The following is a 15,598-nucleotide window of genomic DNA, read 5'->3' as shown; positions in this document are numbered from 1 at the left end:
GTCTCGGTGCCGCGGCTCACGCGATCACCGTCGTGAGCCTGCTGAACTCGGCCAGGAGGTCGTAGCCGTCCCAGACCGCCGCGAAGTCGAGCGCCTTGCCGAACGGGACGACCCGGTCGATGCCGCGCCCGCCGAGGCCGCGGACGAAGTCCAGCACCTCGTCCCGGGAGAACCCGAACACGCTCAACGTCTGGTCCTTGCGCTGCACGAACCGGCCGAACTCGGCCAACGACGGCAGCGTGAGCTGCGGGAACGTGCCCACTCCCAGCCACTCGCGCGGCAGGTCGGCGCCCGAGCCCAGCTCCAGCGTGGCCACCGCGTTGCCGGAGAACCGGATGCGCGTCGCGTGCCCCTCGGCGGCCACGCCGTAGGCGGAGACGCGCTTCTGCACGGCCATCGCGGGCTCGACGACGAACCGCTTCGCCGCCACGACCTCGGCCAGCAGGTCCCGGAACTCCTCGCGCGCCGCCTCGGCGCGCTCGGCGTCGCCGACCCAGAGCAGGGTGCGCGGCGAGGCGCACGCGGCCTGGTCGAACCAGTACGAGTCGTTGTAGAAGCCGACCGCGGCCTCACGGCGGCGCTCGGCGGAGGCGGACTCCCACCCGGCCACCGAGATCGCCGCGAACGACGCCCGGTCGGGGAACGTCAGGTCGCGGGCGTGCGCGGCGAGCGGGTGCTTGCGCACCTCGGTCACGGAACGGTCGCCGCCCCAGACGACCCGCAGCTCGCACGCGCGCGACAGCGCCGCCGTCACCGCGTCGTCCCGGCCGTAGGTGATCATGCGCTGGGTGCGGGCCACGATCGGGTCCGCCTCGGCGAGCGCGTCGTTCATGGCCTCGATGACGGCCGCGGCGGCGCCCGCCGAGCGCGGCGAGATCCGGACCACGTTCGGGTTGCCCGCCAGCGCCGACAGCGCCCACGAGTAGACGAAGATCGTGTCCACGTTCGCCGGCGGCACGTGGAACACCAGCCCGCGCGGGAAGCGCAACACGCCGTCCGGGGTGCTCAGGGTCGCCAGCGCCTTGGCGATCTCGCCGCGGCGCAGGAAGAACCCGAGCGACGCCAGCTCCGGGAACCGCCGCGCGGTGGCCGGCGCGAGCAGCTTGCGGGCGAACTTCACCAGGAACTCGACCACGCGCTCGTCGCCGACGGCCAGCCGGCCGCCCTCGGGTTCCCGCGCCACCTCGGCGAGCAGGTCCTCGACGGTGATGTCCGGCCCGGCCGGGAACCGCTGTTCGACCTTCACGCCGCCGCACCTCCGCTGAACGTGTCCGAGCACCCGCGGGCCTCGGCCCTGGGCAGCCGGCCCAGCACGGAGAACCGCTTGCCGGGCCAGTCGCCGTCGTCGACGCCGTGCACGACGCCCAGGTCCTCGGTCAGCAGCACGTGGCCCGGGTAGGAGCGCGGGACGGTGCTCACGACCTCGATGACGCCCGGCACGCCGACGGGCTGCTCGGCCCACGTCTCCGGGTCGCGGATGACCACGTCGGCGAAGTCCGGGCAGTACAGCGAGTTGCCGGACGGCCCCTCGACGAACACGGTGCCCAGCTGCTCGACCATGCCGTAGTAGTTGTGGATCTTCGTGAGGCCGGTGTCGGCGGCGAACCGGCGGCGGAACTCGGCGTTGTCCACCGCGCGGTCGATCAGCTTCTTCCAGCCGCCGGAGTGGATGAGGATGCCGTTCGACAGGTCCAGCCGGTGCTCGCGGGCCACCTCGTAGAGGTACTGCCACACCATGAACGTGAAGCCGAAGATCAGGAACGGCTCGTCGCCGTGCCGGGCCAGGAAGCCCTTGATCGCCTCGACGTCCGGCCGGTCGTCCTCGTCCAGCGCGTAGACGTGCTTGCGGCCGAAGTTGGCCATGCCGAGCACGCCCGCCCCGCGCGCCGAGAACGAGCGCCGGTTCTTGATGATGCCGACGCTGTCGACCATGAGCATGGGCAGCCGCTGGTCGCCCAGCACGGCCCGCAACGTCCGGCCGAGGTAGCGGGGCTGGTCGCCGGCCGCCTCCCGGTCGAGGTAGATGCGGGACACCTCGGCGCCGGTCGTGCCGGACGAGGTCAGCACCTTGAACACCTCGTCGTCGGGCACGGACTTGAGCACGTGGTGCTTGAACATCCGGACCGGCAGCCACGGCAGGTCGGCCACGGCGTCGAACGACCGCGGCGTGCCGAGCGAGGTCAGGATGCGGTCGTACGGCTCGCAGGTGCTCCGGTGGTGCTCGGTCAGCTCGGTCAACGCGGGCAGCAGCGCCGCCTCGCGCTCGGACTGGCTCAACCCGAACACGCCGTCCACAGTGCTGGTCACGCCCGTCCCTCCAGTGCGCGGTAGTCGACCTTGCCGCTGGGCAGCAGCGGCAGGTCGTCGGTCTCCCGCACGTCGAACCCGGTCACGTGCAGGTGCAGCCGCTCGGAGAGGGCACGGGCGACCGCCTTGCGGCGCTCCGCGTCGGCACCCTCCAGCCACAGCACCACCTTGTCGCCCGCGGGCACCGCGGCGACCGCGCCGACGCCGAGACCGGCGTCGACCACCATCCGCTCCAGGTCGTCCAGGTTGACCCGGTTGCCGAAGACCTTGCCGATGCGCTTGAGCCGGCCGGTGAGGTAGAGGTAGCCCTCCGCGTCCAGCCGGCCGAGGTCGCCGGTCTCCAGCACGCCACCGACCACGTCGCCGAGCGCGAGTTCGGCCTCGGACTCGGCGTAGCCCATCATCACGTTCGGCCCGCGGTAGACGACCTCGCCCACCACGTCCGGCTCGGTCGTCTCCACGCCGTCGTCGCGGCGGACGCGGAACTCGCCGCCGGGCAGCGCGGGCCCGGCGGAGCCGATCTTCTCCGCCAGCCGCTCGGCGGGCACGGTGGCCATCCGGGGCGCGGCCTCGGTCTGGCCGTACATGACGAACATGCGGCCGCCGACGGCGGTCATCCGGTCGTTGAAGTCGACCACGAGGTCGTCGCGCAGCCGGCCGCCCGCCTGCGTGATGGTGCGCAGCGACGGGTACCTGGCCGGGTCGAACCGCAGCCGCTTGAGCATCTCGTAGTGGTACGGGACGCCCGCCAGCGACGTGATCTTGTGCTCCTCCACGGCCTGCCAGAACGCGCGGCTCATCACCCCGGTGGGCTCGACCACGACGGTCGCGCCGCGCACCAGGTGGCTGTTGAGCACCGACATGCCGTAGCTGTAGTGCAGGGGCAGGCTGGTGGGCGCGACCTCGGTGGCGTCGATGCCCAGGACCCGCGCGATCGCCTCGGCGTTGGCCAGCACGGCGTGCCGGGACAGCCGGACGAACTTGGGGTTGCCGGTGGACCCGCTGGTCGGCAGCAGCACGGCCAGGTCGGGGTGGGGGACGACGCCCTCCGGGTCCTCGCGGACCCACACCGGGCCGCCGTCGGCCGCCAGGGCGTCCGCGCGGTAGCCGTCCGGGGCGGCGGCGTCCGCGTCGGCGCCGAGCACGGCGGCGGGGCGGAACCGGGCGACCAGCTCCAGCAGCACGTCCCGGTCCTGGCCCTCGTCCAGCAGGGCCACCGCGCGCCCGGCCTCGAACGCCGCCAGGTACCGCAGCACGCTGGGCACGTCGACCGCGGTGCGCGCGAAGAGCACGCCGGGAGGCAGGGGCGCCAGTGCCTCGGCCAGGCCGGCCACCCGCTCGGGCAGCGCGGCGCCGGACAGCTCGCCGCCGCCGGCCGCGTCGACCACTCGCGCACCCGCTCCAAGCAGGCTCACAGCACGAGCCCCCCGTCGACCCCGAGCACCTGCCCGGTGACGAACGACGACCCGTCGCCCAGCAGGAACGCGATCACCGACGCGACCTCGGCGGCCTCGCCGAGGCGGCCGAGGGAGGTGTCCCGGACGACCCGCTCCAGCGTCTCCTCGGACTGCGACGCGGTCAGCTCGGTCTTGATCACGCCGGGCGCGACCGCGTTGACGCGGATGCCGTACCGGCCCAGCTCCTTGGCGGTGGACTTGGCGATCGAGGCCACGGCGGCCTTGGTCGCGGCGTACACCGTCTGGCCCGCGTTGCCGTTCTCGCCGACGATCGAGGCGAGCACGACGATCGAGCCGCGCTTCTTGCGCATCATGGCCCGCGCCGCGGCCTGGACGGTCGTCACGGTGCCCGCGACGTTCGTGCTCAGGAGCCGCTGCACGTGGTCGTCGCCGATCATGCCGACGAGCGCGCCCTCCATGACACCGGCGTTGGCCACGAGGCCGTCGACGCGGCCGTGCTCCTTGGCGACGGCCTTGAACGCGTCGCGCACGGCGGCGGAGTCGGTGACGTCGAGCGGCACGCCGCGCACCACCGCGCCGGTGTGCTCGGCGACCTCCGCCGCGCGTTGCTCCGCGACCTCGCGGTCACGGCCGGTGAGCACGACGGTGGCGCCCGCCGCGGCGAGCGCTTCGGCGGTGGCGAGACCGATGCCCCGGGTGCCCCCGGTGACGACGACGACCCGGTCACTGAGATGTGTCACTGCTCTGTCAGTCCTGTTAGCGCCGGCGGAGTGGGTGCTCAGTCCTCGACGCCCATGCCGCGCAGCATGTCCGCGGCCACCTTGAAGCTGCTCATGTCGATGACCTGGTCGGTGTCGAACTGCACGTCGAACTCGTCCTCGATGGCCGCGACCAGCGCCATGTGGCCGACCGAGTCCCACTGGTCGATCTCACGGTACTTCAGGTTCTCGACGTCCACGTCGCCGTCGAGGCCGAGCGCCTCGACGAAGGTGTCCCGGAGTCTGTCGTTGAGCGCCATGGAGTTCTCTCCCGATCTGGTCGTTGTCGTCCTGCGGTCGGCCGTGCGGCCTGGGTCCGTACCGGTTCAGTGCTCGGCGTTCGCGCGGGCCGACCAGGCCCGGAGCAGTCGGCCGACCTCGTCGGGCAGGCCGTCGCCCGCCGGCAGCTCGCCCTTGCCCTTCAGGAACGGCGACAGCGCCTCCACCAGGTCGTCGTCGCAGCCGCGCCGGTTGAGGCCGATCGTGTTGAGGCCGGTGACGCGCGCGGGGTTGCCCACCGCGATGGTGAACGCGCCCACCTCCTTGCGCACGGCCGAGCCCATGCCGACCATCGCGCCCGGCCCGATCGCCGTGCGCTGGTGCACGACGGTGCCGATGCCGATGTTGGCGAACGACCAGACGCGGCAGTGGCCGGCGAGCTGCACGGCGGAGCTGATGACCGCGCCGTCGTCCACGACCACGTCGTGGCCCAGGTGCGCGCGGCCCATCAGGTAGTTGCCGGAACCCAGCGCCGTGGCCTCGTGCACGCCCTGGTTGACCGTGACGAACTCGCGGATGCGGTTGTTGTCGCCGATCACCACGCCGGGGCCGTCGGACTGCTCGCCGTCCCAGCCGGCCAGGTGGGGGCTGCCGAGGTACTCCGGCGGCCCGCCGATGCTCACGTGCGGCCCGATGTAGTTCCCGTCGCCGATCCGGCAGGGACCGGCGATGACGGTGTACGGGCCGATGATGTTGTCGTCACCGAGGACGACGCCGTCGGCGACGATCGCCGTCGGGTGGATTCTGTTCGCCACTACCTCGCCCTTGGTGCCCTTGCCGTCGGTGTCTTCCACGCGTCCCCCGCGCGTCTCGCGGACCCTAGGCACACCTACGTCGGGAGGTGGTGTCCCCTGCAGGTAACGTGTGGTCCGCGTCGGGCCGGGGACGAACAGTCACTCTACCGGACGTATCCCATCGCCTCCGAAAGCGAAAGTCTGCTGCATGATTCCCATCACCGTCGTAGACGTCCGTGACGCCGAAGCGCTGGTACTCGAGGTGCTCCGGTCCGGCGTCATCGCTCAGGGCCCGATGGTCAAGCGGTTCGAGGACGCCTTCGCCGCCGTGGCTGGCGTGCCGCACGCGGTCGCTGTGAACAACGGCACGACCGCCCTCGTCGCGTCCATCCAGGCGCTCGACCTCCAGCCGGGTGACGAGGTCATCACCTCGCCGTTCACCTTCGTCGCGACGTTGAACGCGATCCTGGAGGCGGGGGCGACGGCACGCTTCGCGGACATCCGCGCCGACGACTTCTGCATCGACCCCGACGCGGTGTCCGCGCAGGTCACGCCGAAGACGAAGGTGCTCATGCCGGTCCACCTGTACGGCCAGACGGCCGACATGGGCCGCCTCGTGCCGCTGGCGGAGGAGCACGGGCTGACGATCGTCGAGGACGCGGCGCAGGCGGTGGGCGCGACGTTCGAGGGCAAGGCGGCCGGCAGCTTCGGCATCGGCTGCTTCTCGCTCTACGCGACGAAGAACATCACGACGGCCGAGGGCGGTGTGATCACCACCTCGGACGACGCCCTCGCGGACAAGCTGCGGGTCATGCGCAACCAGGGCATGCGGGCGCGCTACCAGTACGAGATGGCCGGCCACAACTACCGGCTGACGGACCTGCACGCCGCGCTGGGCATCCCGCAGCTGGAGAAGCTGCCGCAGCTCACGGAGGCGCGCCAGCGCAACGCGGAGGCGCTGTCCAAGGGGCTCGACGGCCTGACCGGCCTGACCGTCCCGACGGTGCTCCCCGGCCGTTCGCACGTGTGGCACCAGTACACCGTGCTGGTCGGCGACGACGCCCCGGTGACCCGGGACGAGCTGTCCGCCAAGCTCACCGAGAAGGGCGTCGGCAACGGGATCTACTACCCGAAGCTGGTGTTCGACTACGACTGCTACCGGGACAACCCGCAGGTCATCGCCTCGGACGTGCCGGTGGCCAAGAAGGTCGCCGAGCAGGCGCTGTCGCTGCCGGTGCACCCGAAGCTGACCGAGGCCGAGCTGGACACCGTCGTCGCGGCGGTGCGGGAGGTGTTCGGCGCATGAGCGCACGTCCCAAGGTGGCGCTGATCGGCGCGGGCAGCATGGGTTCGCTGCACGCCCGGGTGCTGTCCCAGTCCGACCGGGTCGACTTCGCCGTGCTCGTGGAGCAGCGCGAGGAGGTCGGCAAGGAGATCGCCGACCGCTACGGCGCCGCCTACGCGCCGTCGATCGACGGCCTGGCCGGCATCGACGCCGTGGTGATCGCCGCCGCGACCGAGGCGCACTACGACATCGCCAAGCAGGTCCTGGAGCTGGGCAAGCCGCTGCTGGTGGAGAAGCCGCTGGCGGCCACCTACGCGCAGTCCGAGGAGCTGGTGACCGAGTCGGAGCGCCGCGGCCTGCCGCTGGTCTGCGGCTTCCTGGAGCGGTTCAACCCGGCGATCATGACCGCGATGCAGTTCGTGGGCGAGGTCGTGCAGATCAACGCCATGCGGCACTCGCCGTTCGTGCCGCGGATCAAGACCGGTGTCGCGTCCGACCTGCTGATCCACGACGTGGACCTCGCCATCCGGTTCATCGGCGAGGAGCCGGCCGCGGTGAAGGGCTCGTTCGGGTACTTCAACCCGCAGTCCAAGGCCAACCAGTCCGAGGACTCGGCCGACGCGACCATGTCGTTCCCGGGCGGCGCGCTCGCCACCATCTCCGCCAGCCGGATCAGCCAGCGCAAGGTGCGGCAGATCTCCGTGCTGGAGCTGGACCGCCTGATCGAGATCGACCTGCTCCGCCGCGACATCACCATCTACCGGCACGTGGCGGACTCGCCCGCGGCCGACGGCGTGGGCTACAAGCAGCAGACCGTCATCGAGCTGCCGACCATCCTGCAGAGCGCCGAACCGCTCGCCGCCCAGCTCAACCACTTCCTCAACCTGATGGAACTCGGCGCGGGCTCCGACGAGGTGCGCAAGGAGCGCGCGGCGATCCTGCCGGCGCACCGCGTGGTGCACGAGGCCACCGTGTCGACGGGGAACGGGCACGTGGCGGCGGTTCCGGCGGGTGCGAGCTAAGAGGGGAATCCGCGTGCGCATCGCGATCGTCAACAACTTCTTCCCGCCCCGAATGGGCGGTAGTGCCTACGTGTCCGACACGCTGGCCAGGCACTACGCCGCGGCGGGTCACGAGGTGCTGGTCATCACCGCCGCGTACGGGGGCGCGCTGCCGGTGGAAGAGCGCGACGGTCTCCGCATCGTGCGGCTGCCGTCGTGGACCCTGCCGGAGACGCGGATCTCGTTCAACTTCGACATCACGTTCGCGTTGAAGTGGGGCAACCGCAAGCGGGTGTTCAAGCTGCTGGACGACTTCAAGCCCGACGTCATCCACCAGCACGGACAGTTCTTCGACCTCACCTGGCAGAGCGGCCTGTGGGCGCGCAAGAACAAGGTGCCGTCGCTGCTGACCCTGCACACGCGGCTGCAGAGCCCGGTGAAGCTGGTGCACGGCGTGTTCCGGGTGCTCGACGCGCTCGTCGTGCGGCCGATCACGGCGTACAACAAGCCGACCAAGGTCGTCGCGATCGACACCGTGTTCGACGAGTACATCAAGAAGCGCTACAAGATCCCGGACAGCCGGATCGAGAAGCTGGCCGTCGGCGTCGAGCTCGACCGCTTCACGAACCTGTCCCGTTCGATCGAGCGGGACCGGGTGCGCGCGAAGTACGGCATCGGCGACGGTCCGCTGATCGCGTCGCTGGGCCACGTGATCCCGGTGCGCGACCGGCTGAACCTCATCGAGGCGCTGCCGATGATCCTGGAGAAGCACCCGGACACCAAGGTCATGGTCGTGGGCGGCATGTACTTCACCGCCTTCCTCGACCGGGCCAAGGAGCTGGGCGTCGACCACGCGCTCATCTGCACCGGCACGCTGCCCAAGCCCGAGATCCCCGGCATCCTCGCCGCCTCGGACCTGGAGATCCACGACCTGCAGGGCTTCGGCATCGGCATCGCGTCGCTGGAGGCCATGGCCGCCGGCACGCCGACCGTCATCGCCGAGCGGGGCGACTACTTCCCCAGCGCGACGATCACCAACGGCATCGAGTCGCTGCTGGTGAAGCCCGGTGACCACCAGGGCCTCGCGGCCGCGGTGCACAAGCTGCTCGACGACCCGGCGCTGGCCGAGAAGGTCGGCCAGGCGGGCAAGCAGTGGGTGTTCGACAACTTCGACATGCCCAAGATCTGCGAAGCGAACCTGGACATCCTCAAGTCCATCGCGGGCAAGGCCTGACGACGGGCGACGACGTGGTCGGCGACGGGGTCACCCGCCGCCGACCACGTCGGCCGTTCCGCTCCACTTGAACTTCGGGCCGGTCAGACGATCGGGCTGGTCAGCAGGCCCAGCGCGGTGTCGAGCACGATCCGCTCGGCGCTGCCCGCCGCGGCCGGCGTGACGCCCACCGGCGACGCCTTCAGCGGCGTCGGCCACGAGTACGCCATCGTCGCGGCGAACTCACCCGCGATCGCCGGGTCGCCGCTCCACCCCGCCTCGTACCCGCCGGCCCACCACGCCTGGTCGTCGGGCACGTAGCCCTCGACCTCGTTCGCGTACCCCATCACCCACAGCGGTCCGCCGAACGCGGCGCGCAGCCGCACGTCGAACGCCGACAGCACCTCGTGCCCCAGGGCGATGACGTTCAGCCCGCCGAACCGCCAGCACTGGATGGGCATCGGCATCGACGTGGGCAGCAGGTTGGCGTTGATCAGGCCGAGCATCTGGTCGGCGTGCCTGCGGCGGACGTCGGAGGTCGGCAGGCCGGCCGCCCGCGCCTGGTACTTGGCCCGCAGCTCGTCCACCACGGCTTGCTGCGTGGTGTCGACCGACAGCGGCAGCTGCACCTCGACGTACGACGTGCGCACCGGTCCGGTGACGGCGGCCAGGTTCCCGGCGACGATCCGGTCGACGACCGCGCGGCCGAGCCGGGAGCCCAGGGTCGTCACCTGCTCCGGGACGTGCGGGTGGTGCGGCTCCTGGTCGCCCGCCGCGCCCTGGAAGAACAGGGCCGGCACGCCGAGCGCCTGCTCGATGTGCTCGGCGGCGGCTCCGGGGTAGTCGCTGTCGAACACCTGGTCGTTGCCGCGGGCCACGGGGTGGCACGCCGCGCCGAAGAGCACCGCGAAGTTGCCCCGCTGGGTGCCGGCCCGGCGCAGGACCACCACCTCGACCTCGTCCAGCACGGTGGGCAGGCCGGCCCGGTTGAACCCCAGGTCGGCCGTGGTCCGGCCGTATCTCGCCGTCACGGGCGTGCGCGGCATGGCCACCGTGTCGCGCACGAGCTGCACCAGCGCTTCCATGACCAGCCACGTCGTCTGGTTGACCGCGTGCACGTCGGCGTCGGTGAGGTTCATGATGATCTTCGGGTCGGGCCGGGTGTCGCCGAGGCACGCGCCGGAGTGCGTGTGGCTGGACGAGAGCAGGAAGTCGGACTCGAAGTCCACCAGGCCCTCGCGGACGACGGTGTCGCGGATGAAGTGGTGCACGTCGCGCGGGATGCTGACCACGTCGGCGCGCAGCAGCACGTTCGGCACGCCGTCGTCCCACAGCACCAGGCAGTGCGCCCGGAGCCGCCGGGCGATCAGGCCGTTGTTGGGGCGCGGCCCCCACCCGTAGCCACCCATCCACAGGCTCGGGTACGGCGGGTGGACCGGGGTGATGTCGACGGTCCTCACGGCGGCTTCGAATGCCATGGCGTCCCCCTTCGCGACCGCGGCGGTCGTGCTCTCGCAAGTGAGGAGCGGCGAGCCGCCCCTCGAATACCTTTCGTTACACCATCGAAACGGAAAGTGATCATCACTGGTGTGACGCGGTGTGTCGAATCGAATTCTCCCCGTCACCTGACCGGATCGGTTACCCCGTTGGTCGCATCGCCGATGGGCCGTGGGGACGATCGACGGGCTCTGCGATAATCGCCGCTTGCAATGTCGCCTCGACCCGAGCACCGACGCCCTCCCCGGGCACACGCGGTCCCGGGTCCGAGGGCGTCCTCTCGACGCGCGACACCGTCATGGCGCGAGAACCGTCACCGGGTTCAGCCCCGGTCCGCACCGCCGCGCGGATCAGCCGCACCACCACCCGGGCCGGCCATGACCCCCACATCCGGCGGAACGGAGTCCAGTGGTCAACCACATTCACCCCACAGCGATCATCGGTGACGGTGTCACGCTCGGCGACGACGTCACCATCGGTCCGGGCGCGGTCGTGCTCGGCCCGGCCGTCGTGCAGGACGGTTGCTGGATCGGCCCCGGCTGCGTGATCGGCACGCCGCCGGAGATCACCGACGCCACGCACAACCGGGCGTGGGAGGGCGACCTCGCCCACCACGGCGTCCACCTCGGCGAGGGCGTGACGGTGCGCGAGCTGACCACCATCCAGCAGGGCAGCCGCCGTCCCACGTCGATCGGGGCCGGGTCGTGGGTGCTCAGCCGGGTGTACATCGCCCACGACTGCGAGATCGGGCCGCACGCCACGCTGTCGGCCGGGGTGTCCCTCGGCGGGCACACCCGGATCGGCGACGGCGTCAACGTGGGCATGAACGCCGTCGTGCACCAGTGGCGCGTGGTGGGGCCGGGCGCCATGGTCGGCATGGGCTCCGTCGTGTCGAGGGACGTGCCGCCGTTCGCCAAGGCGTTCGGCAGCCCGGCCCGGCTGCACGGCGTCAACGCGGTGGGGATGAGCCGGGCCGGCTACTCGGAGACCTCGGCGCAGGCCCTGGAAACGGCCTACGAGCGGTCGTGCGCCCCCGTCGCGGTGCCGGACGAGCTGCGGTCCGCGTTCGACTGGTGGGCGGACTCGCGGCCGGAGCGGCCGATGGTCGCCGCCGTCAGCGCCTGCTCCTGAACCCGCGCCGGTCCGAGCCCGACCCACCGGAGCCGGGACCGGTCAGAACCAGCGCTCCAGCACCAGCGCGACACCGTCCTCGGAGTTGGCCGCGGTGACCTCGTCCGCCGCGGCCAACGCCTTGGGGTGGGCGTTCGCCATGGCGACGCCGTGCCCGGCCCAGCTCAGCATCGGCACGTCGTTGGGCATGTCGCCGAAGGCCAGCACGCCGGTGGCCGGCACGCCGTGCAGCTCGCTCACGGCGGCCAGGCCGGTCGCCTTCGTCACGCCGGGCGCGGCGAACTCCAGCAGGCCCTCGTTGGTCGAGTACGTCATCGCGACCTGGCCGTCGACCAGCGGGCCGACCGCGGCCGCCATGTCCTCCGACGTCATCTTCGCGTGCCTGACCAGCAGTTTCACCGCCGGCAGGCCGAGCACCTGGGCCCGCTGGTGGCCCGGCAGCGGCTGGCCGCCGTCCGGCCAGGGGTGGTTGTAGGACTCGTCGGCGATGAAGTCGCTGTTGCGGGAAGCGCCGTCGCGGGCCGTCTCGCCGACGCGTTCCGACGCCAGCGCGCAGCCCGGCAGCGCCCGGTCGAGGATGCCGGCCAGGTCGGTGAGCTGCACCGGGGTGAGCAGCTCCGCCGAGACGACGCGGTCGGCGCCGATGTCGTAGATCACCGCGCCGTTCGAGCACACGGCGTAGCCGGACACGCCGCAGGCGTCGGCCACGTCCGGCACCCAGCGGGGCGGGCGGCCCGTGGCCAGCACGAACGGGACGTCGGCGGCGAGCACGCGGCCGACCGTGGCCGCCGTGCGCGGGCTGACCCGGCCGAGCGGGGTGAGCAGGGTGCCGTCGACGTCGGATGCCACAAGGGAAGGTCTCTGCACGCCTCCCATGGTGCCTGGTCGAACGCCGGGCTCCCGCACTAGCGTCTGCCGGGTGCGACGAGCAGTGGTGATCGGTGGCGGCATCGTGGGTCTGGCGACGGCGCGGGAGCTGGCCCGGCGCGGCCACGACGTGGTGGTGCTGGAGAAGGAACGGCAGTGGGCGGCCCACCAGACGGGGCACAACAGCAACGTCGTGCACGCGGGCCTGTACTACAAGCCGGGCTCGCTGAAGGCGCGCATGTCGGTGGCCGGCAACGCCTCGATCGTCGCCTACGCGCGCGAGCACGGCGTGCCGGTGGAGGTGTGCGGCAAGCTCGTCGTCGCGACCTCGCCCGACGAGGTGCCGAGGCTGGACGCGCTGGCCGCGCGCGCCGAGGCGAACGGGGTGCCGGCGCGGCGGATCGGCGTCGACGAGGCCCGCGAGCACGAGCCCGAGGTGGCGGCGGTGGCCGCGTTGCGGGTGGAGAGCACCGGGATCATCGACTTCCCGGCCGTGTGCGCGGCGCTCGTGCGCGAGCTGGACGGCCACGACCTGCGCCTGGCCACGCCCGCGCTGGCGATCCGGCGCGCGCTCAGCGGCGGCGGCGTCGAGGTGGCCACGCCGGGCGGTGTGGTGCGGGCGGACGCGCTGGTGAACTGCGCGGGCCTGCACAGCGACCGGGTGGCGCGGCTCGCGGGCGTGACGCCGTCGGCGACGATCGTGCCGTTCCGGGGCGAGTACTACGAGCTGCGGCCCGACCGGCGGCGGCTGGTGCGCGGGCTGATCTACCCGGTGCCGGACCCGGCCCTGCCGTTCCTGGGCGTCCACCTGACCCGGATGCTCGACGGCAGCGTGCACGCGGGCCCGAACGCGGTGCTGGCGCTGCGCCGCGAGGGCTACCGGTGGCGTGACGTCTCGGTGGCCGACGTGCTGGACGTGGCCCGGTTCCCCGGCACGTGGCGGCTGGCGCGCCGGTTTGCCCGCACCGGCGCGGCGGAGGTGCTGCGGTCGCTGTCCCGCAAGCGGTTCGCGGCGAGCCTGGCCCGGCTGGTGCCCGCGGTGCGGGAGGACGACCTGGTGCCCGCCACCGCGGGCGTGCGGGCGCAGGCGATGCGCGCGGACGGCTCGCTCGTGGACGACTTCCTGATCGACACCGCGCCGCGGCAGGTGCACGTGCTCAACGCGCCCTCACCCGCCGCGACGTCGGCGCTGGAGATCGGCCGGCACGTGGCGGGCGAGGTCGAGCGCAGCTGGTCCTGACCGGTCAGATCGGCTTCAGCACGTCGAGGCCGAGGAACGGCCGCAGCGCCTCCGGGACGACGACCGAGCCGTCGGCCTGCTGGTGGTTCTCCAGGATGGCCACGATCCAGCGGGTGGTGGCCAGGGTGCCGTTGAGCGTGGCGGCGATCTGCGGCTTGCCGTTCTCGTCGCGGTAGCGCACGTTCAGCCGGCGCGCCTGGAACGTGGTGCAGTTCGACGTGGACGTCAGCTCGCGGTACGCCTGCTGGGTGGGGAGCCACGCCTCGCAGTCGAACTTGCGCGCGGCCGACGTGCCGAGGTCGCCGGCGGCCGTGTCGATGACCCGGTACGGGACCTCGATCTTGGCCAGCATCTCCTCTTCCCAGGCCAGGAGCCTGGCGTGCTCGGCCTCGGCGTCCTCCGGCTTGACGTAGGAGAACATCTCGACCTTGTTGAACTGGTGCACCCGGATGATGCCGCGGGTGTCCTTGCCGTACGAGCCCGCCTCGCGGCGGTAGCACGACGACCAGCCCGCGTAGCGCTTCGGGCCGTCCAGGATCTCGTCCGCGTGGTAGCCCGCGAGGGGCACCTCCGACGTGCCGACGAGGTACAGGTCGTCCTGTTCGAGCCGGTAGATCTCGCTCGCGTGCGCGCCGAGGAAGCCGGTGCCGGCCATGATCTCCGGGCGGACCAGCGTCGGCGTGATCATCAGCGTGAAGCCGGCCGCGGTGGCCTGGGCGACGGCCATGTTCAGCAGCGCCAGCTCCAGCCGCGCGCCGACGCCGGTGAGGAAGTAGAACCGCGAGCCCGACACCTTCGCGCCGCGCTCCATGTCGATCGCGCCGAGCCTGGTGCCCAGGTCGAGGTGGTCGAGCGGGGTGAAGTCGAACTCGCGCTTCTCGCCGACGTGCTTGAGCACGACGTAGTCGTCCTCGCCGCCCTCCGGCGCGTCCGGGTGGACCACGTTCGGGACGGCGCGGTGCAGCTCGGTCAGCTCGGCCTCGGCGGCGGACTGCTCGGCCTCGGCGGCCTTGACCTCGGCGGCCAGCTCCTTGCCCTTGGCCAGCAGCGCGTCCCGCTCCTCGCCGCGGGCCTTGCCGACCTGCTTGCCGAACGTCTTCTGCTCGCCGCGCAGCGCGTCGGCGCGGGCGATGGCGGCCCGGCGGCGCTCGTCGGCGGACAGCAGCGCGTCGACCACGGTCTCGTCCTCGCCGCGGGCGCGTTGCGACGCGCGGACGGCTTCCGGGTTCTCGCGCAGTGCCTTGAGGTCAATCACACGGGGAAGGGTAGTACCCGGCCCGGACCACCGTGAAAGCCATTGCCGGACGGCTCCCGCGCGCCGGCCGCCGTGATCACGGGATGTCGGACCCCTCGGGCAGGATGCGCTCGTGGTGGAACAGGTGGACGACGTCCCGGAAGAAGTCGCCGAAGAGGTCGAGGAGCACGCGCGGGGGCTCGTGCACGGCGGGTTCTCGACCTTCGACGAGGTGCTGGAGGACGTGCTGGAGTGCTTCGAGGACGAGGGGGCCGTGACGCCGGGGCACGTGCGCGCGGTCGTGGAGCGGCTGTGGCGGGAGCGGGCCGCCGAGCAGGAGGGGTGGCCGGCGACGACCGACGTGGACCGGCTGCTCGCGGTGTTCGAGGCGCTGGACGCGGACGGGATCGTCGCCCGGCCGGACTTCACGTGCTGCCAGACGTGCGGCGTCGCGGAGATCGGTGACGAGGCGGGCGAGGCGGCCCGCGGGTACGTCTTCTTCCACCGGCAGGACACCGAGTCGGCCGCGGCGGGCGGCGGGTTGTTCCTGGCCTACGGCCCGCTCGCCGACTCGCCCGACCACGCGGCCGCGGCCGCGGCGGTGGGCCGCGAGGTCGTCGCGGCGCTCACCGCG

Annotated in this window: 15 protein-coding genes; 6 read left to right on the top strand and 9 right to left on the bottom strand. The window is 72.1% G+C overall.

Going from position 1 to position 15,598, the window contains the following annotated elements; all coding sequences use genetic code 11:
* Window positions 1–16: 16 nt before the first annotated feature.
* The 6 genes from ACFQ3T_RS10860 to ACFQ3T_RS10835 all read right to left on the bottom strand — a co-directional run bounded on the left by ACFQ3T_RS10860 (window position 17) and on the right by ACFQ3T_RS10835 (window position 5,556).
* On the bottom strand, window positions 17–1,246 hold the full coding sequence (locus ACFQ3T_RS10860; RefSeq protein WP_380722926.1) for an acyl-CoA reductase: 1,230 nt from the start codon (window positions 1,244–1,246) through the stop codon (window positions 17–19).
* Window positions 1,243–2,307: a LuxE/PaaK family acyltransferase gene (locus ACFQ3T_RS10855; protein ID WP_380722924.1), complete on the bottom strand. Its 1,065-nt coding sequence runs from the start codon at window positions 2,305–2,307 to the stop codon at window positions 1,243–1,245. Before ACFQ3T_RS10855 ends, ACFQ3T_RS10860 begins: the two co-directional genes overlap by 4 nt.
* Window positions 2,304–3,722 carry an AMP-binding protein gene (locus tag ACFQ3T_RS10850; protein WP_380722923.1) on the bottom strand — a complete coding sequence of 473 codons (1,419 nt, stop codon included), beginning with the start codon at window positions 3,720–3,722 and terminating at the stop codon, window positions 2,304–2,306. Before ACFQ3T_RS10850 ends, ACFQ3T_RS10855 begins: the two co-directional genes overlap by 4 nt.
* Window positions 3,719–4,465: an SDR family NAD(P)-dependent oxidoreductase gene (locus ACFQ3T_RS10845; RefSeq protein WP_380722922.1), complete on the bottom strand. Its 747-nt coding sequence runs from the start codon at window positions 4,463–4,465 to the stop codon at window positions 3,719–3,721. The genes ACFQ3T_RS10850 and ACFQ3T_RS10845 overlap by 4 nt, the downstream gene beginning before the upstream one ends.
* A gap of 38 nt (window positions 4,466–4,503) precedes the next feature.
* Window positions 4,504–4,743 carry an acyl carrier protein gene (locus ACFQ3T_RS10840; protein ID WP_380722920.1) on the bottom strand — a complete coding sequence of 80 codons (240 nt, stop codon included), beginning with the start codon at window positions 4,741–4,743 and terminating at the stop codon, window positions 4,504–4,506.
* Window positions 4,744–4,809: 66 nt separating this feature from the next.
* Window positions 4,810–5,556, bottom strand: a complete 747-nt coding sequence (locus ACFQ3T_RS10835; RefSeq protein WP_447009559.1) for a UDP-N-acetylglucosamine acyltransferase — start codon at window positions 5,554–5,556, stop codon at window positions 4,810–4,812.
* Between the two features lie 148 nt (window positions 5,557–5,704).
* On the opposite strand from ACFQ3T_RS10835, the gene ACFQ3T_RS10830 reads away from it, so the two are divergent.
* Genes ACFQ3T_RS10830 through ACFQ3T_RS10820 form a run of 3 tightly spaced genes read left to right on the top strand, consistent with a single transcriptional unit; the run spans window position 5,705 to window position 9,016 of the window.
* On the top strand, window positions 5,705–6,802 hold the full coding sequence (locus tag ACFQ3T_RS10830; RefSeq protein ID WP_380722919.1) for a DegT/DnrJ/EryC1/StrS family aminotransferase: 1,098 nt from the start codon (window positions 5,705–5,707) through the stop codon (window positions 6,800–6,802).
* Window positions 6,799–7,803 (top strand): Gfo/Idh/MocA family protein, encoded by a 1,005-nt coding sequence (locus ACFQ3T_RS10825; RefSeq protein ID WP_380722917.1) that lies wholly within the window; start codon window positions 6,799–6,801, stop codon window positions 7,801–7,803. The genes ACFQ3T_RS10830 and ACFQ3T_RS10825 overlap by 4 nt, the downstream gene beginning before the upstream one ends.
* 13 nt (window positions 7,804–7,816) lie before the next feature.
* On the top strand, window positions 7,817–9,016 hold the full coding sequence (locus ACFQ3T_RS10820; RefSeq protein WP_380722915.1) for a glycosyltransferase family 4 protein: 1,200 nt from the start codon (window positions 7,817–7,819) through the stop codon (window positions 9,014–9,016).
* Window positions 9,017–9,099: 83 nt separating this feature from the next.
* On the opposite strand, the gene ACFQ3T_RS10815 is transcribed toward ACFQ3T_RS10820, so the two are convergent.
* The gene (locus ACFQ3T_RS10815; RefSeq protein ID WP_380722913.1) at window positions 9,100–10,473 is read right to left on the bottom strand and encodes a hypothetical protein; all 1,374 of its coding nucleotides are present in this window, start codon (window positions 10,471–10,473) and stop codon (window positions 9,100–9,102) included.
* A gap of 427 nt (window positions 10,474–10,900) precedes the next feature.
* Here ACFQ3T_RS10815 and ACFQ3T_RS10810 point away from each other — a divergent pair, with 427 nt between their 5' ends.
* A complete protein-coding gene (locus ACFQ3T_RS10810) occupies window positions 10,901–11,623 on the top strand; it encodes a UDP-N-acetylglucosamine acyltransferase (RefSeq protein WP_380722912.1) in 723 nt (240 codons plus the stop codon).
* Between the two features lie 42 nt (window positions 11,624–11,665).
* Here ACFQ3T_RS10810 and ACFQ3T_RS10805 read toward each other — a convergent pair whose 3' ends face one another.
* Window positions 11,666–12,490 carry an HAD family hydrolase gene (locus tag ACFQ3T_RS10805; protein ID WP_380722911.1) on the bottom strand — a complete coding sequence of 275 codons (825 nt, stop codon included), beginning with the start codon at window positions 12,488–12,490 and terminating at the stop codon, window positions 11,666–11,668.
* 52 nt (window positions 12,491–12,542) lie between these two features.
* Between ACFQ3T_RS10805 and lhgO the strand changes: the two genes are divergently transcribed.
* Window positions 12,543–13,730, top strand: a complete 1,188-nt coding sequence (gene lhgO, locus ACFQ3T_RS10800; protein WP_380722909.1) for an L-2-hydroxyglutarate oxidase — start codon at window positions 12,543–12,545, stop codon at window positions 13,728–13,730.
* 4 nt (window positions 13,731–13,734) lie between these two features.
* On the opposite strand, the gene serS is transcribed toward lhgO, so the two are convergent.
* Entirely contained in the window at window positions 13,735–14,985 is a 1,251-nt protein-coding gene (gene serS, locus ACFQ3T_RS10795) for a serine--tRNA ligase (RefSeq protein ID WP_380722907.1), read from the bottom strand.
* 112 nt (window positions 14,986–15,097) lie between these two features.
* Here serS and ACFQ3T_RS10790 point away from each other — a divergent pair.
* Window positions 15,098–15,598 (top strand): DUF6891 domain-containing protein (locus ACFQ3T_RS10790; protein WP_380722905.1); only part of this gene is annotated, 501 nt, incomplete at its 3' end.

Source organism: Saccharothrix hoggarensis, from assembly GCF_042678885.1.
GTDB classification, from domain to species: Bacteria; Actinomycetota; Actinomycetes; order Mycobacteriales; family Pseudonocardiaceae; genus Actinosynnema; species Actinosynnema hoggarensis.
The sequence above is the reverse complement of the archived record's forward strand: the minus strand, read 5'-3'. Positions and strand labels throughout refer to the sequence as shown.